This is a genomic window from Pseudoxanthomonas sp. F37 (genome assembly GCF_022965755.1).
Classification (GTDB): domain Bacteria; phylum Pseudomonadota; class Gammaproteobacteria; order Xanthomonadales; family Xanthomonadaceae; genus Pseudoxanthomonas_A.
Window position 1 is genome coordinate 375014 of the sequence record NZ_CP095187.1, and the last position, 19572, is coordinate 394585.

The 19572-nt window shown below is 69.7% G+C and carries 16 protein-coding genes and 1 pseudogene; 10 read left to right on the top strand and 7 right to left on the bottom strand.

Translation table 11 applies throughout. The annotated features are described in order from the left end of the window. The first annotated feature begins 39 nt into the window (after positions 1-39). Positions 40-870 carry an energy transducer TonB gene (locus tag MUU77_RS01645; protein WP_245090902.1) on the top strand — a complete coding sequence of 277 codons (831 nt, stop codon included), beginning with the start codon at positions 40-42 and terminating at the stop codon, positions 868-870. 34 nt (positions 871-904) lie between these two features. Here MUU77_RS01645 and MUU77_RS01650 read toward each other — a convergent pair whose 3' ends face one another. Then, positions 905-1768 (bottom strand): DUF2306 domain-containing protein, encoded by an 864-nt coding sequence (locus MUU77_RS01650; RefSeq protein ID WP_245090904.1) that lies wholly within the window; start codon positions 1766-1768, stop codon positions 905-907. 176 nt (positions 1769-1944) lie between these two features. Between MUU77_RS01650 and MUU77_RS01655 the strand changes: the two genes are divergently transcribed. Then, complete coding sequence (locus tag MUU77_RS01655; RefSeq protein ID WP_245090906.1) at positions 1945-3912, top strand: winged helix-turn-helix domain-containing protein; 1968 nt, start codon at positions 1945-1947, stop codon at positions 3910-3912. Between the two features lie 46 nt (positions 3913-3958). Here the strand turns inward: MUU77_RS01655 and rho are convergent, their stop codons facing one another. Then, positions 3959-5662, bottom strand: a complete 1704-nt coding sequence (gene rho / locus MUU77_RS01660) for a transcription termination factor Rho (RefSeq protein WP_245090909.1) — start codon at positions 5660-5662, stop codon at positions 3959-3961. A gap of 208 nt (positions 5663-5870) precedes the next feature. Next, a complete protein-coding gene (trxA, locus tag MUU77_RS01665; RefSeq protein ID WP_062350453.1) occupies positions 5871-6212 on the bottom strand; it encodes a thioredoxin TrxA in 342 nt (113 codons plus the stop codon). A gap of 226 nt (positions 6213-6438) precedes the next feature. Between trxA and rhlB the strand changes: the two genes are divergently transcribed. The 5 genes from rhlB (at position 6439) to ung (ending at position 11476) form a co-directional block, all read left to right on the top strand. After that, complete coding sequence (rhlB, locus tag MUU77_RS01670) at positions 6439-8106, top strand: ATP-dependent RNA helicase RhlB (protein WP_245090911.1); 1668 nt, start codon at positions 6439-6441, stop codon at positions 8104-8106. A gap of 164 nt (positions 8107-8270) precedes the next feature. Continuing rightward, positions 8271-8957: a cell division ATP-binding protein FtsE gene (gene ftsE / locus MUU77_RS01675; protein WP_245090913.1), complete on the top strand. Its 687-nt coding sequence runs from the start codon at positions 8271-8273 to the stop codon at positions 8955-8957. Beyond that, positions 8954-9898 (top strand): permease-like cell division protein FtsX, encoded by a 945-nt coding sequence (gene ftsX / locus MUU77_RS01680; RefSeq protein WP_245090915.1) that lies wholly within the window; start codon positions 8954-8956, stop codon positions 9896-9898. Before ftsE ends, ftsX begins: the two co-directional genes overlap by 4 nt. Before the next feature lie 14 nt (positions 9899-9912). Then, on the top strand, positions 9913-10752 hold the full coding sequence (locus MUU77_RS01685) for a response regulator (protein WP_245090917.1): 840 nt from the start codon (positions 9913-9915) through the stop codon (positions 10750-10752). A 16-nt stretch (positions 10753-10768) separates the two neighbouring features. Next, positions 10769-11476, top strand: a complete 708-nt coding sequence (gene ung / locus MUU77_RS01690; protein ID WP_245090919.1) for a uracil-DNA glycosylase — start codon at positions 10769-10771, stop codon at positions 11474-11476. A 105-nt stretch (positions 11477-11581) separates the two neighbouring features. Here the strand turns inward: ung and MUU77_RS01695 are convergent, their stop codons facing one another. After that, positions 11582-12139, bottom strand: coding sequence for a DUF2059 domain-containing protein (locus MUU77_RS01695; protein WP_245090921.1), 558 nt, complete (start codon positions 12137-12139; stop codon positions 11582-11584). Positions 12140-12273: 134 nt separating this feature from the next. Between MUU77_RS01695 and arfB the strand changes: the two genes are divergently transcribed. Beyond that, positions 12274-12708 carry an alternative ribosome rescue aminoacyl-tRNA hydrolase ArfB gene (gene arfB, locus MUU77_RS01700; RefSeq protein ID WP_245090923.1) on the top strand — a complete coding sequence of 145 codons (435 nt, stop codon included), beginning with the start codon at positions 12274-12276 and terminating at the stop codon, positions 12706-12708. 40 nt (positions 12709-12748) lie between these two features. After that, positions 12749-13309: a lysophospholipid acyltransferase family protein gene (locus MUU77_RS01705; RefSeq protein ID WP_245094127.1), complete on the top strand. Its 561-nt coding sequence runs from the start codon at positions 12749-12751 to the stop codon at positions 13307-13309. Positions 13310-13860: 551 nt separating this feature from the next. On the opposite strand, the gene MUU77_RS01710 is transcribed toward MUU77_RS01705, so the two are convergent. The 3 genes from MUU77_RS01710 to MUU77_RS01720 all read right to left on the bottom strand — a co-directional run bounded on the left by MUU77_RS01710 (position 13861) and on the right by MUU77_RS01720 (position 18656). Next, positions 13861-16911 carry a TonB-dependent receptor gene (locus MUU77_RS01710; RefSeq protein WP_245094129.1) on the bottom strand — a complete coding sequence of 1017 codons (3051 nt, stop codon included), beginning with the start codon at positions 16909-16911 and terminating at the stop codon, positions 13861-13863. 136 nt (positions 16912-17047) lie between these two features. After that, on the bottom strand, positions 17048-18082 hold the full coding sequence (locus tag MUU77_RS01715; protein ID WP_245090927.1) for a FecR domain-containing protein: 1035 nt from the start codon (positions 18080-18082) through the stop codon (positions 17048-17050). Then, a complete protein-coding gene (locus tag MUU77_RS01720; protein ID WP_245090930.1) occupies positions 18060-18656 on the bottom strand; it encodes a sigma-70 family RNA polymerase sigma factor in 597 nt (198 codons plus the stop codon). The genes MUU77_RS01715 and MUU77_RS01720 overlap by 23 nt, the downstream gene beginning before the upstream one ends. 313 nt (positions 18657-18969) lie before the next feature. Between MUU77_RS01720 and MUU77_RS01725 the strand changes: the two are divergent. Further along, a pseudogene (locus MUU77_RS01725) lies at positions 18970-19488 on the top strand (cyanophycinase); the annotation flags it as partial. Positions 19489-19572: the final 84 nt, after the last annotated feature.

Sequence of the window (19572 nt, forward strand, 5' to 3'; positions counted from 1 at the left end):
TGCAGTGCGTGGGTATCCGGCTTGGTGCTCCTGGTTTGCATGGGGTCGGGTCTGGCCCAGAGCCCGCAATCGATCCGCAAACAGGCCGAGGCCAGCATGCTGGTCACGGGCTCTGTCCTCATCGAGCGGGACGGCAGCGTCAGTGGGCTCGAGCTGGACCAGCGCGACAAGTTGCCGGAGGTCGTGGCGTCGCTGGTGGACAGGGCCGGGCCGACATGGAGGTTCGAGCCCGTGCTCGTGGACGGCGAGCCGCGGCGGGTCAAGGCGCGGATGAGTCTGCTGGTGGTCGCCAACAAGCTGGAGGAAGGCGGGTACCGCGTCGGTATCCGCAGCAGCTACTTCGGCAAGGATGCGATGACCGCGGAGGAGCGCGTCGCGCAACCCGATGCCGTCAAGGTACTGGACATGCAGCCGCCGTCGTTTCCGCTCAGTGCAGCGGAGATCGGTGCGAGCGGTATCGCGTACGTGGTGCTCAAGATCGGAGCGGACGGCAAGGTGATGGAGGCCGCGATCGAGCAGGTCAACCTGCGCACGGTCGGCGACGCCAACCAGATGAAGCGGATGAGGAGCGCATTCTCGCGCTCCGCGCTCAAAGCCGCCAAGCAGTGGTCGTTCTCGGTGCCTGCCGGTGCGACGGGCGAATACGGGTTCGTATCGTTGCGCGTTCCGGTCGATTACGAGATGGCAGGCAACAAGCCGCCGACATATGGCCAGTGGAGAGTCTACATTCCGGGTCCTAGAGAACCGATATCCTGGGTCCAGGACGACCAGACTTCGAGCGAAAGCCCGGAAGCCATGCTCGCGGGCGGGCTCTACCAGATGGGTAAGGGCCTGCGGTTGCTGACCCCGCTGGGCGGCGAAGGCTCGTAGCCTGCGTGCGGGTCGGTGCGGCGGAGGGCGATGGTCATCCGCCGCCGAGTACCTGCAACAGGTGCTTGCCGTACTTGCCGGAGGCCGTGGCCGTCACCATCACGACCGCATAGGCGAACACGCCGACCGCCAGCGCGAACCCCGCGATGGCGGCCCAGGCCCACCGGCGCGGTAGCGTGATGCGCCGGTGCAGGTTGCGGATGAAGCCCTCCGCGACCAGCAGGTTGGGCACGAAGAACAGGTAGAGGATGGCGTAGTCGAACGGTCCGCTGGTGCCGCCCGCACCCATGCCCAGACCGCCGGTGAGATCCTTCCAGGCACGGATCTCCAGATCGAATACCCAGGACCCCAGCACCATCGCGAACAGGCGGATCGCCCATGCACGATGCCGGTCGAAGCGTTTCGCCCGGGCGTGCACGTAGGCCATGACGGCGCACAGCATCATCACCGCGCCCCAGAGGCCGAAGGCGATCGACGCCGCGGGCGTGTAGGCGCCCTGGGTGAGGATGAACGACATGCCGCCCGCGCCTGCGAGGAGGCCGGCGGTGACGTAGACGCGGCCCGTCCAGCGGTGCACGGTACGGTGCCGGCTGCGGATGCGCGCCGACAGCAGGATCGGCCACGTCAGTACCAGCACCGTGCCCATCGCGAAATGCAGGCCGATGCCGAGATTGGCGATCCAGTCCGCCGCGGTCGGCATCGCCAGCCCATCCACCAGCGCGCGCCATTGGCCGAAGTTCCGGTGGCTGGCGCCGGCGGCGCGCAGCACGATGTAAGTGCCGAAGGCGAACAGCCCTGCCAGCGCGAGCAGCTGGAACATGCGGCCGAGCCCGCGCAGCAGGCGTTGTTCGGGTGCGACGGTGGCGGGCGGGCGGTGACGGGCGGGCGAGATGTCCATGGGGGCTCCGGTTCGGTCAACGGGTCGCGATCGGCCCGCAGCCTCGCCCACGGCGTCGTCCAGATCGTTAGGCCAGTCGCAGGAAGTCGTGAGGCCGCGCGCAGGGACGGTCGCGCGGGGCGCCCGCCCGCGCACCTATACTCCGGGTCCGAGGGCCTTGCCCGCTGGGAAAGCGCATGCCGCAGCCGCCTCCCGATCGCCTTGTCTTCAACGACGTGGTCATCGACTTCGCCGGCCGGCGCCTGCTGCGTGGAGGGGCCGAACAGGCGCTCGAACCCAAGGCGTTCGCCGTGCTCGCCTTGCTGGCGGCGTCACCGGGCCGGGTGTTCGGCCGCGACGAGATCCTCGATGCGGTATGGGGCCACCGGCACGTCACCCAGAGCGTGCTCAACCGCATCATGAGCCTGCTGCGCCAGGCGCTGGGTGAGGCTGCCCAGCAGCCGCGCCTGCTGCACACCGTGTACGGCATCGGCTACCGCTTCGATGTGCCGGCCACGGAAGGCGTCGCGGCGCCTGCCGCGCCGCCCGCGCCCGCCGCGCCGGCGCGGCCACGTTGGCCGCGGATCGCGGCCCTGGCCGTACTGGGGCTGCTGATCGTCGGTGCCCTCGCATGGAGGATGCGCGGACCCGGGTCCGCCGTGCCGCGCGATGCCCTCGCGGCGCAGGCGCGGCCGTCGCTGGCGGTGCTGCCGTTTGTCGACCTCTCGCAGGCCCATGACCAGGGCTATCTCGCCGAGGGCCTGGCCGAGGAGATCCGCGACCAGCTGGCGCAGTCGCCCGCGCTGCGCGTGGTGGGTCGCACCTCCAGCGCCGCGTTCAGGGGCAGGGACGAGGACCTGCGCGTGATCGGCCGTGCGCTGGGCGTGGCCTATCTGCTGGAAGGCAGCGTGCGCCGCGACGGGCACCGGCTGCGCGTCACCGCGCAGTTGGTCCGTGCCGAGGACGGATCCCATCTGTGGTCGAAAACCTATGCGCGCCCGCTGCACGACATCTTCGCGATGCAGGACGGGATATCGCGCGACGTGGCCCTCGCCCTGCGGGTGAAGCTGGATGTGGCCAGGTTCAACCGCGAGCAGGGCGGCACCACCCAGGTCGACGCCTACGAGCGTTTCCTGCGCTGGCGCGGCATCGTGATGCGGGAGCAGTTCGATGCCGACCACGACCGCGAGCGGCTGCGCCTGGCGCGCGAGATGGTCGCGCTGGATCCGGCATGCGTACTGTGCCAGGACGCGCTGGCGTCGTCGCTCACCGCGATGGCGAAGGAACTCGATGGCCCGCAGGCGGACCGGCTGCGGGCCGAGGCCGCGCAGGTCCGCGCGCATATCGCCCGCATCGCGCCGGGCAGCTGGGTGGCCATGCGCGACCGCTCGAATGCGCTCTGGCGGGAAGGTCGCCACGCCGACGCCATCGCGCTGGCCAAGCAGGTCGCCGACGGTGGGCCTCCCAGCAAGGAGCGCACCTGGGACTATGCCTACATGCTCTACGCCGTGGGACACCTGGAGGACACCATCGCCCTGGTGGAACGGGTGCGTGCCGTGGAGCCCAGGGCCCTGTTCCTCTCCCGCGACCTGCAGTACGACTACACCGCCGCCCGCCGCTACCAGGACGCCGAGGCCGAATACCAGCGCGGCCGGCGGCTGGAAGGCAGCCAGCGCGAGGCGGACTATGTCGCCTTCATCCGCCAACTGGCGGGCAAGCGCGGCGGGGGCCAGCGCGAACTGCGCGACCTGCACCGGCGATTGCAGGCGTACGAGGGTTTCGATACGCCGTTCTTCCGCGATCTGGGAAACGTGCTGGACGATCGCGACGCGATGCTCGGGCGGGTGCGCCGGGCGATCGCGGACCAGGCCTACGCCGGCGACGCCGCCTACGTCCGTACCGGCGTGGCCGATGCCCTGGGCGATGCGGACCTGGCGGTGGCCGCGCTGCGCCGCGAACTCGAGGCCGAGCCGGGGTTCGGCGAGGGCACGATGGCGCAGTACTCCCATGTCGCCTTCTGGAACGCGCCGTACTCCGGCCTGCGCGCGCACCCGGACTTCAAGACGCTGCTCGTGCAGGCCGGTATCGTCGACTACTGGCGCCAGACCGGGCGTTGGGGCGACGGCTGCGCGCCCATCGGCGCCCACGATTTCCATTGCCGGTAACGAAAACGCCCCGCATCGCGGGGCGTTCCGTCGATCGCGCGCTGGCTCAGCGCTTCATCGAGCTGAAGAACTCGTCGTTGGACTTGGTGTTCTTCATCTTGTCCAGCAGGAACTCCATCGCCGCGATCTCGTCCATCGGGTGCAGCAGCTTGCGCAGGATCCAGATCTTCTGCAGCAGTTCCGGTTCGATCAGCAGGTCCTCGCGGCGCGTGCCGGAGCGGTTGATGTCGATGGCCGGGTAGACGCGCTTCTCGGTGATGCGGCGGTTCAGGTGCACTTCGCTGTTGCCCGTGCCCTTGAACTCTTCGTAGATCACCTCGTCCATCTTGCTGCCGGTCTCGACCAGCGCGGTGGCGATGATGGTCAGCGAGCCGCCCTCTTCCACGTTGCGCGCGGCGCCGAAGAAGCGCTTCGGGCGGTGCAGGGCGTTGGCGTCCACGCCGCCGGTCAGCACCTTGCCGGAGCTGGGCACCACGTTGTTGTAGGCGCGCGCCAGGCGGGTGATCGAGTCCAGCATGATCACCACGTCCTTCTTGTGCTCCACCAGGCGCTTGGCGCGCTCGATCACCATCTCGGCGACCTGCACGTGGCGCGCGGCCGGTTCATCGAACGTGGAACTGACCACTTCGCCGCGCACGGTGCGCTGCATCTCGGTGACTTCTTCCGGACGCTCGTCCACCAGCAGCACGATCAGGTGCACGTCGGGGTGGTTGGTGGTGATGGCGGTGGCGATCTGCTGCATCATGATCGTCTTGCCCGCCTTCGGCGGCGACACGATCAGGGCGCGCTGGCCCTTGCCCTGCGGTGCCATCAGGTCGAGGATGCGGCCGGCGATGTCTTCCGACGAACCGTTGCCGCGCTCCAGGGTGAAGCGGCGGCGCGGGAACAGGGGGGTCAGGTTCTCGAACAGCACCTTGTTCTTCGACGCTTCCAGCGGCTCGCCGTTGATCGTGTCGATGGTTGACAGCGCGAAGTAGCGCTCGCCGTCCTTCGGCCAGCGGATGCGGCCGGCCAGGTGGTCGCCGGTGCGCAGGTTGAAGCGGCGGATCTGGCTGGGGCTGATGTACACGTCGTCCGGGCCGGCCAGGTAGCTGGCCTCGGCGGCGCGCAGGAAGCCGAAGCCGTCCGGCAGGATTTCCAGCACGCCGTCGGCGGCGACGCCTTCGCCGTGGCGGGTCAGCACCTTCAGCAGGGCGAAGATCACGTCCTGCTTGCGGGCGCGGGCGACGCCTTCCTGGATGTTCAGCTGCTCGGCGATGTCCAGCAGCTTGGGCGCGGGCATGCGCTTGAGGTCGCCCAGCGAGTACTGCGGGAACCCTTCCGGCACGTTCGGCATGGCGCGCGGCACGAACGCGTCCTGGCCGCCGCCATTGCCATCCTGCGGCATGCCGTCGTTGCCCTGGCGGTCGCGGTTGCGCTCACGGCGGTTGCGGAAGCGGTCGCGGCGGTTGTTGCCGAAGCGGTTGCCGTCGCGGGATTCGCCGCGGTCGCCGCCCTCGTGCTGCGGGCCGCCCTGCGCCTGCGGGCCGGCGTTCTCGCCTGCGCCCTGCGAAGGGGCCGGGGCGGCGGGCGCCGGGGGCGCTTCGGGGGCCGCGGCGCGTTCGGCGACCGGCGGCAGCGGAAGCTGCGGCGCCGGATCGGCCGCGCGCTCGGCGGGAGCGGCGGTATCGGTGGCGGGGGTCTTGGGGGCGCGGGTCTTGCGCACGCGCTTCTCGGCGGGGGCGCCGGTTTCGTTGCTGCTGTCGGACAAGTTGCGAATCCTCGCTAGGTGGCGAGCGCCGGCGTTGCGGCGGCGGGTGAGTAAAAAGGAGACGGGGCTTCAGATGGGTGCGGCGCATCCCCTGCGCCGGAATTCGGGTTCGACACTATCACCGGGCCTGGGTGGCGGCAAGCCGGGCCGCCACGGCGGGTTCAAGCGGATTCAGCCAGCGCGCCCCGCCGCGCGGGGCGCCAGGGGCTCAGGCGGCCTGGGAGCCCAGGGCCTTGTCGATCATCTGGGTCAGCTGGCCCTTGCCGACGGCGCCGATCTGGGTGGCCTGGATCTGGCCGTCCTTGAACAGCAGCAGCATCGGGATGGAGCGCACGTGGTACTTGATGGCGGTGGCGCGGTTCTCGTCCACGTTGACCTTGGCGACCTTCAGCTTGCCGCCGTAGGTCTCGGCCAGTTCGTCCAGGACCGGCGAAATCATCTTGCAGGGGCCGCACCATTCGGCCCAGAAGTCCACCAGCACCGGCTCGCCGGACTGCAGCACGGCGGCGTCGAAATCGGCATCGCCGACGTGGGTCACTTTGTCGCTCACGGGGATCTCCTGCGGGGTCCGCGGACGGGCGCGGACGGGTTCGGGCCGGGACGGCCTCCACGATTGGGGTAAACTGGGGCGTTCCGCGACCTTTTCAAGGTTACCCAGGTGGTCGCGCAACCCGGCACAGGGGGCGCAGTGTGCGACGCCGGTTCGGCCGATGCAAGCACACCCACCGCATTCACACGACACGCGCGCGGAACACAGCGACGCAAAAGAAGAAGGCATGAGCGACAAACCGTTAACCGACATCACGTTCTCCTCGTTCGACCTGCATCCGGCGCTGCTCGCCGGGCTGGAAGGCGCAGGTTTCTCCCGCTGCACGCCGATCCAGGCGATGACCTTGCCGGTCGCCCTGGCCGGTCGCGATGTGGCCGGCCAGGCGCAGACCGGCACCGGCAAGACGCTGGCATTCCTGGTGGCGGTGATGAACCGCCTGCTGAGCCGCCCGGCCCTGGCCGAGCGCAAGCCCGAGGATCCGCGCGCGCTGATCCTGGCGCCCACGCGCGAACTGGCCATCCAGATCCACAAGGACGCGGTGAAGTTCGGCGCCGACCTGGGCCTGCGCTTCGCCCTGGTCTACGGCGGCGTGGACTACGACAAGCAGCGCGAACTGCTGCAGAAGGGCGTGGACGTCATCATCGCCACCCCCGGCCGGCTGATCGACTACGTCAAGCAGCACAAGGTGGTCAGCCTGCACGCCTGCGAGGTGTGCGTGCTGGACGAAGCCGACCGCATGTTCGACCTGGGCTTCATCAAGGACATCCGTTTCCTGCTGCGGCGCATGCCCGAGCGCACCACGCGGCAGACGCTGCTGTTCTCGGCCACGCTGTCGCACCGCGTGCTGGAACTGGCGTACGAGCACATGAACGAGCCCGAGAAGCTCGTCGTCGAAACCGAGTTCATCACCGCGGCCAAGGTGCGGCAGAAGCTGTACTACCCGGCCGACGAGGAGAAGATCCCGCTGCTGATCGGCCTGCTGTCGCGCAGCGAGGGCGCGCGCACCATGGTGTTCGTCAACACCAAGGCCTTCGTCGAGCGCGTGGCGCGTGCGCTGGAGCGCGCCGGTTACCGCGTCGGCGTGCTGTCCGGCGACGTGCCGCAGAAGAAGCGCGAATCGCTGCTGAAGAAGTTCCAGGCCGGCCAGCTGGAGTTGCTGGTGGCCACCGACGTGGCCGCGCGCGGCCTGCACATCGACGGCGTGTCGCACGTGTTCAACTTCGACCTGCCGTTCGATGCCGAGGACTACGTGCACCGCATCGGCCGCACCGCCCGCCTGGGCGCCGAGGGCGATGCGATCAGCTTCGCCTGCGAGCGCTATGCGATGTCGCTGCCCGACATCGAGGCCTACATCGAGCAGAAGATCCCGTCCGAGCCGGTCACCGCGGAGCTGCTGACCGCGCTGCCGCGTCCGGAGCGCCCGAAGCCGGCCGCGGGCGAGGAAGAGGAGAGCATCGGCCAGATCTTCCGCGAGGCGCGCGAACAGAAGGCCGCCGACGAAGAACGCCGTGGGGGTGGCCGCAAGCCCGGTGGCGCCGGTGGTGCCGGTCGTCGCGAGGGCGGCCGCCGCGAAGGTCCGCGTTCGGGCGAGGGCAAGCCGCGCCCGCCGCGCGCACCGCGTCCGCCACGCCCCGAAGGCGAGGCTGCCGCGCCGGTGGCGCAGGCCGCCGAAGTGCCGCGTCCCGAGGCGGCCGCGCTGCCCGAAGGCGAGCGCAAGCCGCGCAAGCGCCGTCGCCGCCGTCATGGCCGCCCGCTGGAAGGGGCCGAGGGCGCCGTGGCGAATGCCGCGCCGGCCGCACCCAGGCCGGTCGCCGCACCCGGGCCCGCCGACGACAACGCGGGGTTCCTGACCCGGCTGGGCCGCAAGATCCGTTCGCTCGTCTCGGGCAACTGACCCCCGACACCTGTAGGAGCGCCCCATGGGCGCGATGCCTTTTGCCGGAAAGCATCCGGAGCAAAGCATCGCGCCCATGGGGCGCTCCTACAGAAGTGCGTTGGTCGCCATGGGTGCCGGTGCGCATCGCAACCGGCAGGCCGGCTCCGGCATAATCGACGCACATGAGCGTCCTGCGATTCGAAAACGTCAGCAAGCAATACCCCGGTGGCCACGCGGCGCTGGAGGATGTCAGCTTCGAAGTGGCCGAGGGCGAGATGCTGTTCGTCACCGGCCACTCCGGTGCGGGCAAGAGCACGCTGCTGAAGCTGATCCACCTGAGCGAGCGGCCCAGCCGCGGTGCGGTGGTGTTCGGCGGCAGGAACCTGCTGAAGGTGCGTGGCGGACGCATTCCGCTGCACCGTCGCCAGGTGGGCGCGGTCTACCAGGACCATCGCCTGCTCACCGACCGCACGGTGATGGAGAACGTATCGCTGCCGCTGATCCTGCGCGGCGACCGCCGTGGCGACATCGGCAAGCGGGTGCGCGAGGTGCTGGCGCGGCTGGGGCTTGGCCACCGGGAAAACGCGCTGCCCACCCAGCTGTCCGCCGGCGAGCAGCAGCGCGTGGGCATCGCCCGCGCGATCGTGGCCGAGCCGCGCCTGCTGGTGGCCGACGAGCCCACCGGCAACCTCGATCCGACGCTGGCGGCGGAGATCATGTCGCTGTTCGCGTCCATGCCCGAGCGGGGGACCAGCGTGCTGGTGGTCAGCCACGACCTGTCGCTGCTCAAGCGCATGAAGAAGCGCGTGCTGATCCTCGACCACGGCAAGCTGGTCGACGACATCTCCCCGGCGGACCTGGCCGAATGAGCGAGGCGAAGAACAGCCGCGCGCAGGCGCGTTCCGGTGCGGGCATCTGGCTGGACCAGCATCTCTACAGTTTCGTGTCCAGCCTGGGACGCGCCGTGCGCCGCCCATGGGCCACGCTGCTGACGGTCGGCGTGATGGCGGTGGCGTTCGCGCTGCCGCTGGGGCTGTGGCTGGCATTGCAGAACGTGGGCCACTTCGCCGGCGACGTGCAGCAGTCGCGCGAGATCGACCTGTTCCTGACCCCCGAGACGCCGGTGGCGCGTGCGCAGGCGTTGGCCGAGGCGCTGCGTGCGCGCGACGACGTGGCCCGGGTGGAACTGCGCACGCCGGAGCAGGGCCTGGCGGAGTTCCGCCAGCGCAGCGGGCTGGCCGGCTCGCTGGACCTGCTGGAGGGCAATCCGCTGCCGGCCGTGCTGGTGGTGGTGCCCGAAGGCGACGAGGCAAGGCTGGTCGCCGCGCTGGAGGCGTTGCCGGAAGCCGATCTGCTCCAGCACGATGCGGCCTGGCGCGAGCGGCTGGCCGGCTGGATGGGGTTCGGTGAACGCCTGACCTGGGTGCTGGCCGCCCTGTTCGGCCTGGGTGCGTTGCTGGTGGTGGGCAATACCGTGCGGCTGGACATCCAGTCGCGGCGCGAGGAGATCGGCGTACTGCAGTTGCTCGGCGCCAGCGACGGTTTCATCCGCAGGCCCTTCGTCTACCTGGGGGCCTGGTACGGCCTGGCGGCCGGCGCGCTGGCCCTGGGGCTGCTGACGCTGGCCGCGCTGGCCCTGCGCGACCCGCTGGCCGCGCTGGCGCGCAGCTATGGCAGCCCGTTCGCGCTGTCCGGGCTGGACCCGCTGGGCGCGGCGGCCGTGGTGCTGGCGGCCACGGCCGTGGGCTGGCTGGGGGCATGGCTGGTGACCGGCCACTTCTTGCGTCAGACTCGCCCGACTGCCACCTGACTTCCCGCATCTTCATGGCTCAAGAGCTCCGGCATCTGATCAGCGACGCGCCCCGCGTGATGGTGGTGGATGGGTCGAAGCTGGTGCGCAAGCTGATCGCCGACGTGCTGCAGCGCGAAGTACCGGGCGTGCAGGTGATCGGCTGTTCCAGCATCGCCGAGGCCCGCGTTGCGCTGGAGCAGGGCGAAGTGCACCTGGTCACCACCGCCCTGGCGCTGCCCGACGGCGACGGATTGGAGATCGCGCGCAGCGTGCGCGAGGCGGCGGGCCAGGCCTACGTGCCGGTGATCGTGGTGTCGGGCGATGCCCAGCAGCACCTGGAGGAGCGCCGCTTCACCGAGTTCGTCACCGACTACTTCGACAAGGCCCTGGGCCACGAGGCGCTGGCGGCCTTCATCCGCGGCTACGTGCAGCCCGAGCCGGTGGTGGGTGCGACGATCCTCTACATCGAGGACAGCCGCGTGGTGGCCGAGACCACGCGGCGCATGCTGGAGCGGCAGTCGCTCAACGTGGTGCACGTGTTGAAGGCGGAGGACGCCTTCGCTCTGCTCACCGCCGAATCGCTGGGCCTGTCCACGCACAAGTTCGACCTGGTGCTGACCGACGTGATCCTGAAAGGAGAGCTGAGCGGGCGCGACATCGTGCAGCGCATCCGCGTGGATTTCGCCTACGGCAAGCGGCGCCTGCCGATCCTGGTGATGACCGGCGACAGCAACCGCGACAACCAGGCCGAGTTGCTGCAGGCCGGCGCCAACGACCTGGTGCTGAAGCCGATCGCCGAGCGCCTGCTGGTGACCAAGGTGTTGTTCCAGCTGCGCCTGGCGCGCATGGACGAATCGCGCGCGCTGGTCTGAGGCGCGTGCGTCCGGCATGACCGAGGCAGACCGCATCAGGCTGGAGCCTTCCTGGAAGGCGCGCATCGGCGACTGGCTGCAGCGTCCGGAGATGCGCGAGCTGTCCGCCTTCCTGCGCCAGCGCAAGGCCGCGGGCGCGCGCATCTACCCGCCGGGACCGCAGATCTTCGCGGCCTTCGACGCCACGCCGTTCGACGCGGTGAAGGTAGTGATCCTGGGGCAGGATCCCTACCACGGTCCCGGGCAGGCGCACGGACTGTGCTTCTCGGTGCTGCCGGGCGTGCCGGTGCCGCCGTCGCTGGCGAACATCTTCAAGGAACTCAATGCCGACCTGGGTATCGCGCCGCCGGACCATGGCTGCCTGCTGCCGTGGGCGCGCCAGGGCGTGCTGTTGCTCAATGCCGTGCTGACGGTCGAGGAAGGACGCGCCGGCGCCCACCAGGGCAAGGGCTGGGAAGGCTTCACCGACCACGCCATCGAGACGCTGGCGCGTGAGCGCGAAGGGTTGGTGTTCCTGCTGTGGGGCAGCTACGCGCAGGCCAAGGGCAAGGTGATCGACACGCGTCGCCACCGCGTGCTGCGCGCCCCGCATCCCTCGCCGTTGTCGGCGCACCGCGGCTTCCTGGGCTGTGGGCATTTCAGTGCGACCAACCAGTACCTGACGCAGCGCGGGCAGGTGCCGATCGACTGGCGGTTGCCGCCGCGCGACCAGCTGGCGCTCTGACGCGCACGTGTGTCTCTGTAGGAGCGGGCCATGCCCGCGATGCTTTTGTGTGCGATCCGACCGAAGAGCATCGCGGGCATGGCCCGCTCCTACAGTCTTTTTTTATCAGCGCGTACGGCGCCGCTTCTGCGGTGGCGAAACCGGGGGCGGTGGCGTGACCGGGATGTTCTTGATCTCGGCCTGCAGCTCATCCAGCATCGGCACCATCTTCTGCTGCACGGCGGTCATGATGTTCTGCATCAGCGCCGGGTTCTTGTCCAGCATGCGCTGGCCGGCGGCGCTTTCGTAGAATTTGGTGATCGCGCGCACATCCTCGCGCGTGTAGGTCTTCTTGTAGACGTCCAGGTACACCGGGCGCATTTGCTCCCACGACAGTGCCTTGCGCACGATCTCCCGGGTCTTGGCCTGGATGCGCGCCACCTCGGCCTTCTGTTCCTCGGTCATTTCCTTGCCGGCGAAATGCTTGTCGAACTCCTGCTGCTGCACCGCCTCCATCTGCGGGACCACGCCGGCCAGCAGGCTTTCGGCGCGGGACGCCTTCAGCAGGCGGTCGATGTCGGCATCGGTGGGCTCGGCGGCGAAGACCGGCGCGGACGCCAGCAGGGCGAGGGCGAACAGGAGGCGCGGCAGGGCGCGGGCCGTGGTCGACGTGAGGTAGGACATGCGGCGTGGACGGCGTGGGCGGCTCGGAGTCGGGGGCGTAGGGTGCCTGTCCGGGAGTAAATCTGGTGTTAATCGGCGGCGATCGGGGCGCCAGCGCGCTGCGAACGGACCCACATCCTGACTACAATCCGCGCATGGGGAGCACCGCACTCGAAATCACGCCGACGCTGTCGATACCCGACGACGAACTCGTCGAACGGTTCGTGCGCGCCAGCGGCGCGGGCGGGCAGAACGTCAACAAGGTGGCCACGGCGGTGGAATTGCGCTTCGACGTGGCGGGTTCGCCGTCGCTGCCGGACGCCCTGCGCGAGCGCCTGCTGTCCAAGCGCGACCGCCGCCTCACCGACGAGGGCGTGCTGGTGATCGACGCGCAGCGCTTCCGTACGCAGGACCGCAACCGGCAGGACGCGCGCGAGCGCCTGGCCGCGCTGATCGCCGCCGCGCTGGTGGTGCCGAAAAAGCGCATCGCCACCAAGCCTTCGCGCGCCGCGAAGGCGCGCCGGCTGGACGCCAAGCGCGAGCGCAGCCAGGTCAAGCGCGGCCGTTCGCAGAAGAACCAATGGGAGTAACCGCTTGAGCCACGACATCGTCCCGCGCATCCCGCCGAACATGCCGCAGGTGCCGCCCAACCGCTTCACCCGCTGGATGGGCCGCACCTTCCTGCGCGTGTCCGGCTGGAAGATCGTCGGCACGCTGCCGGACATCCCCAAGCTGGTGATGATCGTGGCGCCGCATTCGTCCAACTGGGACGGCATCTGGGGAATGGCGGCGAAGATCGCGATGGGCTTCCAGGTGCGCGTGCTGGGCAAGGCGCAGCTGTTCTGGTGGCCGCTGTCGCCGCTGCTGCGCAAGCTGGGCGTGGTGCCGGTGGATCGCAGCTCGCCGCAGGGCACGGTGGAACAGGCGGTCCGCATGATCCGCCAGTCCGACAGGATGTGGTTCGCGTTGACGCCGGAAGGCACCCGCAAGCGCGTGGACAAGTGGAAGGGCGGCTTCCTGAAGATCGCCCAGCAGGCGCAGGTGCCCATCCTGATGGCGTATTTCCACTACCCCGAGAAGACCATCGGCATCGGCGAGGTGTACTACCCCACCGGGGACATGGACGCCGACATGGCCGCGATCCGCGCGTGGTACCGGCCGTGGCAGGGAAAGAACCGCGGCACGGTGTGAGATCCGGCGGGCTTGGGCCCGGTCGGGACTAAATCAGCGCGTACGCCGGGATGACGAAGCGGTCGTCGTGCCAACGAAGGCCGGGACCCCTCCTGATCCTGCGGGTGCCTGGATCGGCTTGCGGCGGCTGCGGATTGTTCGGGCAGGTGTGCACGGCAAAAGCAAAATGGATCCCAGCGTGCGCTGGGATGACGGGAGGGGGTTTCCCGCGAGGTTTCAGGGCGGCGTCTGGTTCGTGCGGAAGACGCCGGGTCCCAGCGAAGGCCGGGACCCCTCCTGATCCTGCGGTTGCCTGGATCGGCCTACGGCGGCGGCGGATTGTTCGGGCAGGTGTCCACGGCAAAAGCAAAATGGATCCCAGCATTCGCTGGGATGACGGGACGGGATTTCCCGCGAGGTTTAAGGGCGGCGTCCTGTTCGTGCGGAAGACGCCGGGTTCCGGCGTGCGCCGGGATGACGGATCGCGAATCTTCTTCGCTGTCGGCCAGTGAGGTCCCGAAAAGAAAAAGGCCCGCCTTGCGGCGGGCCTGCTCCCTTCCATGGGGTGCTCGTTACAGCGGCGCGCCGCCCAGCTTCCACGTGACCTGCAGGAAGTAGCTGCGGCCGGTGGAGTCGAACCAGGACGTGTCGTAGTACGGGTAGTTCGCCCAGGTGGCGTCCTTGGGCGGCATGTCGTCCAGCAGGTTGTTGACGGTCAGCGACACGCGCAGGTGGTCGTTGATGTCGTAGCGCGCGCCGGCGTTGAAGCGCCACGTGGCCTTGGTCCACGCGTCGTTGTCGTAGTTGGCGACGCGGCCCAGGTAGTTGCCGAACACACTGGCGCCCCACGCGTTGCGGTCCCAGCTGATGCCCAGGTTGCCCTTCTGGCGAGGCAGCGTGGTGGCGCTGAAGCCGACGTCCAGCATGTCTTCTTCCGGATCGCCGGGGTACTGCTGGCGCGTGTGCTTGTCGGTCCAGGTGTAGCTGCCGGTGAAGCGGAAGTCGCCCGCGTTGGCCGTCTGCAGGCGGTAGTTCGCCGTCACGTCGACGCCGGAGGTCTCCTCGCTGGCGATGTTGATCGGCGCGAAACGCACGCTGGTGATGTTGCCGTCCGCATCGCGGATCACGCGGGCAAGGGCGTCGACGCAGGTCGGCGAGTTCACGTCGACGGTCTGGCCCGAGTCGGTCACGCCGAGGCGGCAGTTGGCTTCGTCGATGCGCAGCTGCTCGCGGCTCTGCGCCTGCACCTGGTTGGACACGCGGATGCGGTAGTAGTCCACCGCCAGGTCGAAGTTGGCGAACGGCGACCACACGAAGCCGGCCGAGAACGACTTGCTGGTCTCCACGTCCAGGTCCATGTTGCCGGTGTAGACGTCGAACGTGTTGATGTCCCAGGTGCCGTCGTCGTAGCACTCGCCATCGCTGAACCCGGGCTGGTCGGTGCGGCACTGGTAGTAGTCGGTCGACAGCGTGCGGTAGTAGTCGTCGCCGGCGAACAGGTAGTGCATGTCGGGCGCGCGGAAGCCGGTGCCGTAGGAGCCGCGCACCAGCAGCGTGTCGACCGGGCGCCATTCCAGGCCCGCGCTGTAGGTGAACTTGCCCGGGTTCTTGTTGCCGTACTCGTAGCGGTCGTAGCGGCCGGCCAGGCTGGCCTGCAGCGATGACAGCAGCGGCAGGCGGAACTCGCCGGCCACGCTCCAGCGGTCGCGGTCGCCCCTGCCGTCGCCGTAGCGCGGGCCGTAGTAGGCGCCGGCGGTCAGGGCGAGCGGATCGGGGTTGATCTCGTACGACTGCTGGCCGTACTCGATCGCGGCGGCGAAGCCCACGTCGCCGGCCGGCAGGGTGAACAGCACCGGCGTGTCGAGGGTGAAGCTGAGGTTGTCGTTGTCGGCCTTCGGGTGGAAGGTGGACATCGCCGCGATGGTGGCGAACTCGGCCGGCGTCAGCGGCGTGAACAGGCGTGCCGGATCCGGGCTGTAGATCGCGTAGCCGTCGGCGTCGTAGCCCTGCAGCGGGCCGAGGAAGAGTTCGTTGGCGGCGGCGGCGCGGATGCGCGGCATGCCCACGTCGGCCTTGTACTGCGAGTGGTTGTAGGCGGCTTCCCAGTTCCAGTTGTCGCCGAATGCACCCTGCAGGCCCGTCGTCACGCCGAAGGTCTTCTGGGTGGTGGTGTTCATGCGGTTGCGCAGCCCGCCCATCTCCTCGGGCGTGAACTGGCGCGACCAGACCTCGTAATGGCCGCTGACGGCGTTGTAGAACACCTTGTCGTTGTTGTCGGTGGAGTTGGGGTCGTGGAACTCCCAGCCCATGACGTCGCTGACCACGTCGTTGCCGTTGGTGCCAGTGAGCAGCTTCACGTCCTGGCGGCCCAGCTGGACGTCCGCGAACCACGACAAGGTGTCGGAGAAGCGGTACTCGAACGAGCCGTAGGCGTTGAAGCCCTTGCGCTCGTTCTGGATCGTCCGGTACGCGATGGCGCGCTCGCTGCCGCAGTAGGGCTCGCCCCAGCGGTTTTCCGCGAGCGCGGTGGTGCCTTCGTTCAGCCCGCTCATCGCCGCGCAATCGTCGGCGGGACCGACGAGGACATCGTCGTCCCAGTCGTAGCGTTGCGCGGTGAGCCGCGGCAGGCGACGGCGCGAGGTCGGCGCGTCGAGGGTGGAGTCCTGGTTGCTGCGCTCGTAGCCCCACAGCGGGCGCTTGTCGAGCAGCTCCAGGCCGACGATGCCGCTGAACGCATCGCGCTCGAAGCCGGTGGTCAAGGTCAGCTTGTGCGATTCGCCGCCGCCGCGCTCGGTGTCGCCGTAGCGGTAGTCGATGATGGTGCCGTCGATGGACTTCTTCAGGATGAAGTTGATCACGCCGGCCATGGCGTCCGAGCCGTAGACCGCCGAGGCGCTGCCGGTCAGCACTTCGATGCGGTCGATCATGCCCAGCGGGATGTTGCCGATGTCGGTGAAGTTGCTGCGGCCGTTGAGCGGCAGCGGGAAGTCGGCGATGCGGCGGCCGTTGATCAGCACCAGGGTGTGGTTGGGACCCAGGCCGCGCAGGTCGACCGCCTGTGCGCCGGGCGTGGACTGGGCGCTGGTGGTGTTCTGCTGTCCCTGCACGCTGCCGCTGTTCTGGCTCAGCGAACGCAGCACCTCGGGCACCGAGGTCAGGCCGGCGGCCTGGATCTGCTCCGCGGTCACCACGGTGATCGGTGCCGGGCCTTCGATCTGCGCACGCGGGATGCGCGAGCCGGTGACCTGCAGGGTCTCCAGCTGGGTTACGGGTTCTTCGACCTGCGCGGCACCGCCTCCGGGAGGCGCCTCCTGAGGCGCGGGACGCGGCGCCGGGGCACGACGCGGCGTGGCGTCCGCCTGCACGATCAACACCGCACCCGAGGCGTCGCGCCTGGCCTCGAAGCCACTGCCCTTCAGCAGGCGCTCCAGGGCCTGGTCGGTGGTCGCGGCGCCCTGCACGCCGGGAGTGCGGCGGCCCTTCATCTGGTCGGCGCGGTACACCAGCTGGGTGCCGGACTGCTTGGCCAGCGTGTTCAGCGCCGTGGCCAGCTCGCCGGCGGGCAGGTCGATGCGGCCGGGGGCCGCCTGGGCCTGCGCGGACAGCGCCGCGCTACAGGCCATGCTCAACAGCAGGACTCGCATTGGATACCGCATGGACGACTCTCCCCGGGGGCGCTCGGAATGGCGCCTTCTGGACATCAGGACGAACGAACCGGACAAATCCCCCCGCGACGTTCGTCGCTGGCGCGACGGCCCGCTAGCGTGCGTGCAGGACGATGCGCTCCGGGTGCCGCTCCACGCGTACCGGGAACCCCTGTTCCAGCAGGCGCGCGAAGCCCTCGGCATTGGACCAGCGGAAATTGCCGCCCACGCGCAGGTCGGCCACCGTGGCGTCGCCCAGTTCCAGCTTGCGTGCATTGAAGCGGTTGAACTCGGCGGCGGCCTCGGCCAGCGAGGTGTCGTCGAAGGTCAGGAATCCCTCGCGCCATTCCAGGTAGCGTTCGGCATCGGCCACCGGGACCGAGCGCACCAGCACGCCGTTGCGCCCGGCGGTGGCCACGCTGCCGGCCGGCAGCAGCGCCACCGGCTGCGCGCGCCCGTCGTCGCCGGTGCGGGTTTCAAGGCGCACCTTGCCCTGGGTCACCACCACGCGCACGTCCTCGGGGTTGCGGCGCACGGAGAAGCGGGTACCCACGGCGGCGACGCGGCGGCCCTGCGCTTCCACCACGAAGGGGCGCCGCCGGTCGTGGGCCACGTCGAAGAAGGCCTCGCCGCGCGTGAGCGCGATATGGCGTTCCTGGCGGGTGATCCGCACGTCGAGCCGGCTGTCGCTGCTGAGGGTGGCGGTGGAGCCGTCGGGCAGGGTCAAGGTCTGGACCTGGCCGACGGCACTGGCGTAGTGCGCCTGCTGGCGTCCGGTCAGCTGCCAGCCGCCCCATGCGGCCGAGCCCAGCGCCAGCATCGCCAGCGCGGCCGCCACGCCGTGCCGCCAGCGGCCCGTACGCGCGTGCGCACGGCGCGGCGCGAAGGTGATGCCGCGCAGGTCGGGCAGGGCAGGCGCATCGCTCGCCGTCCGCGGCGGCGGCCCGCCCGCCGGCAGGCCGGCCGCCAGCGCCTGCAGGCGGCCGGCCTCGGCCCAGGCGGCTTCCAGCCTCAGGAACGCGACCTTGTGGCGCGCCGACGCCGACAGCCACGCCTCCAGCGCCTGCTGGTCGTGCGGCGCCCAGTCGCCCGCGTCGCGGCGGACCAGCCAGTCCGCCGCCTGCTGTTCAATCTGCCTGCTGTCGGTCATGTCCATCGTCCTCGTCCATGACAAGGCGGGCATTCCTGCGCCCGCCCGGCGCGTGCGCGTCGTCGCCACCGTACAGATGGTCGGCGATCAGGCGCATCCCCTTGGCCAGATGTTTTTCCACGGTCTTCTCGCTGATGCCCAGGCGCGCGGCGACCGCCTTCTGCGGCAGCTCCTCCACGCGTCGCAGCCACACCACTTCGCGGCAACGGTCGGGGAGTCGGTCCAGGGCCTCCACCACGCGCTTGAGCGCCTGGCGGGTCCCGGTCCAGCGCTCGGGCGACACCTCGTCGATCAGGTAGACGTTCGAGGACTCGAAATCACCCACCGGCTCGATCGACACCACCCGGCTGCGCCGCAGGCGGTCGGTCATCAGGTGGCGCGCGGTGGCGAACAGGAAGGCCTTGGGCGTGTCCGGGCGCATGCGCCCGGCGGCTTCGTAGACCCGCGCATAGACCTCCTGGCGCAGGTCGTGCCATTCGTCGCGGTGCGGCCAGTGGCGTTGCAGGAACAGCGCCAGTGCCCGTTCATGGACCAGCACTTCGCGGACGAACCATGCATCGAATTCAGTGGGCATGCCCGCACTCTAGCCCAAGCGCGCGCGCCGCGGCATGGGGGAAGCGCGGCCCCGCTTCGTCTCCACAAGTCACCGGTGCGTGGCATCCTGCCGCGACCTTCGACGTGGAGTGAATGGCATGGTGTCTGTCCTTGGTGCGGTACGGCGCGGTGCGCTGGGCATGCTGTTGCTGGCGGTGGCCGTGCCGGCGTTGGCGGCCAGGCCCGCCCACTACGTGCTCGGCGACGTGTCGGCCCGGACGCCGGGCCAGGTCCAGCCGGGCCTGCTGCTGATGGGCGGGGGCGACCGCAATTTCGAGGCCATGCGCTGGTTCATGAAGAAGGCCGGCAACGGCCACATCGTGGTGCTGCGCGCCTCGCAGGCGGGCGAGATCGGCGAGGAATTCTTCAACGAGGTCGGCGGCATCGCCTCGGTGGAGACCTACGTGTTCAGCGACCGCGAAGGCGCGAGCGATCCGGCCGTGCTGCGCAGCCTGAAGCGCGCCGACGGCATCTTCCTGGCCGGCGGCGACCAGTCGCGCTACGTGCGTTACTGGCGCGGCACGCCGGTGGGCGCGGCGCTGGATGCGCACGTGCGCGCGGGCAAGCCGCTGGGCGGCACCAGCGCCGGCCTGGCCATGCAGGGCGAATACCTCTACGGCGCGATGGACGGCGGCAGCGTGATCAGCCCGCATGCGCTGGCCGACCCACTGGGTCCGAACAACACCATCGAGACGGGTTTCCTGCAGCTGGCGCTGCTGAAGGGCGTCATCACCGATACGCACTTCAGCGAGCGCAACCGCCTGGGCCGGCTGATCGCCTTCGTCGCCAAGGCCGAATCGCTGGCCGGCCGCCCCATCCTGGGCCTGGGCGTGGATGAAGACGCCGCGGTCGCCGTGGAAGGCGACGGCACCGCGCGCGTGTACGCCACCGCGCCG

What these genes read in the sequence shown, in the direction of transcription:
- MUU77_RS01645 (WP_245090902.1), top strand. Translation starts at nt 40, where the DNA reads ATGGGGTCGGGTCTGGCCCAGAGCCCGCAATCGATCCGCAAACAGGCC.
- MUU77_RS01650 (WP_245090904.1), bottom strand. Translation starts at nt 1,768, where the DNA reads ATGGACATCTCGCCCGCCCGTCACCGCCCGCCCGCCACCGTCGCACCC.
- MUU77_RS01655 (WP_245090906.1), top strand. Translation starts at nt 1,945, where the DNA reads ATGCCGCAGCCGCCTCCCGATCGCCTTGTCTTCAACGACGTGGTCATC.
- rhlB (WP_245090911.1), top strand. Translation starts at nt 6,439, where the DNA reads ATGAGCGACAAACCGTTAACCGACATCACGTTCTCCTCGTTCGACCTG.
- ftsE (WP_245090913.1), top strand. Translation starts at nt 8,271, where the DNA reads ATGAGCGTCCTGCGATTCGAAAACGTCAGCAAGCAATACCCCGGTGGC.
- ftsX (WP_245090915.1), top strand. Translation starts at nt 8,954, where the DNA reads ATGAGCGAGGCGAAGAACAGCCGCGCGCAGGCGCGTTCCGGTGCGGGC.
- MUU77_RS01685 (WP_245090917.1), top strand. Translation starts at nt 9,913, where the DNA reads ATGGCTCAAGAGCTCCGGCATCTGATCAGCGACGCGCCCCGCGTGATG.
- ung (WP_245090919.1), top strand. Translation starts at nt 10,769, where the DNA reads ATGACCGAGGCAGACCGCATCAGGCTGGAGCCTTCCTGGAAGGCGCGC.
- MUU77_RS01695 (WP_245090921.1), bottom strand. Translation starts at nt 12,139, where the DNA reads ATGTCCTACCTCACGTCGACCACGGCCCGCGCCCTGCCGCGCCTCCTG.
- arfB (WP_245090923.1), top strand. Translation starts at nt 12,274, where the DNA reads ATGGGGAGCACCGCACTCGAAATCACGCCGACGCTGTCGATACCCGAC.
- MUU77_RS01705 (WP_245094127.1), top strand. Translation starts at nt 12,749, where the DNA reads ATGCCGCAGGTGCCGCCCAACCGCTTCACCCGCTGGATGGGCCGCACC.
- MUU77_RS01710 (WP_245094129.1), bottom strand. Translation starts at nt 16,911, where the DNA reads ATGGCCTGTAGCGCGGCGCTGTCCGCGCAGGCCCAGGCGGCCCCCGGC.
- MUU77_RS01715 (WP_245090927.1), bottom strand. Translation starts at nt 18,082, where the DNA reads ATGACCGACAGCAGGCAGATTGAACAGCAGGCGGCGGACTGGCTGGTC.
- MUU77_RS01720 (WP_245090930.1), bottom strand. Translation starts at nt 18,656, where the DNA reads ATGCCCACTGAATTCGATGCATGGTTCGTCCGCGAAGTGCTGGTCCAT.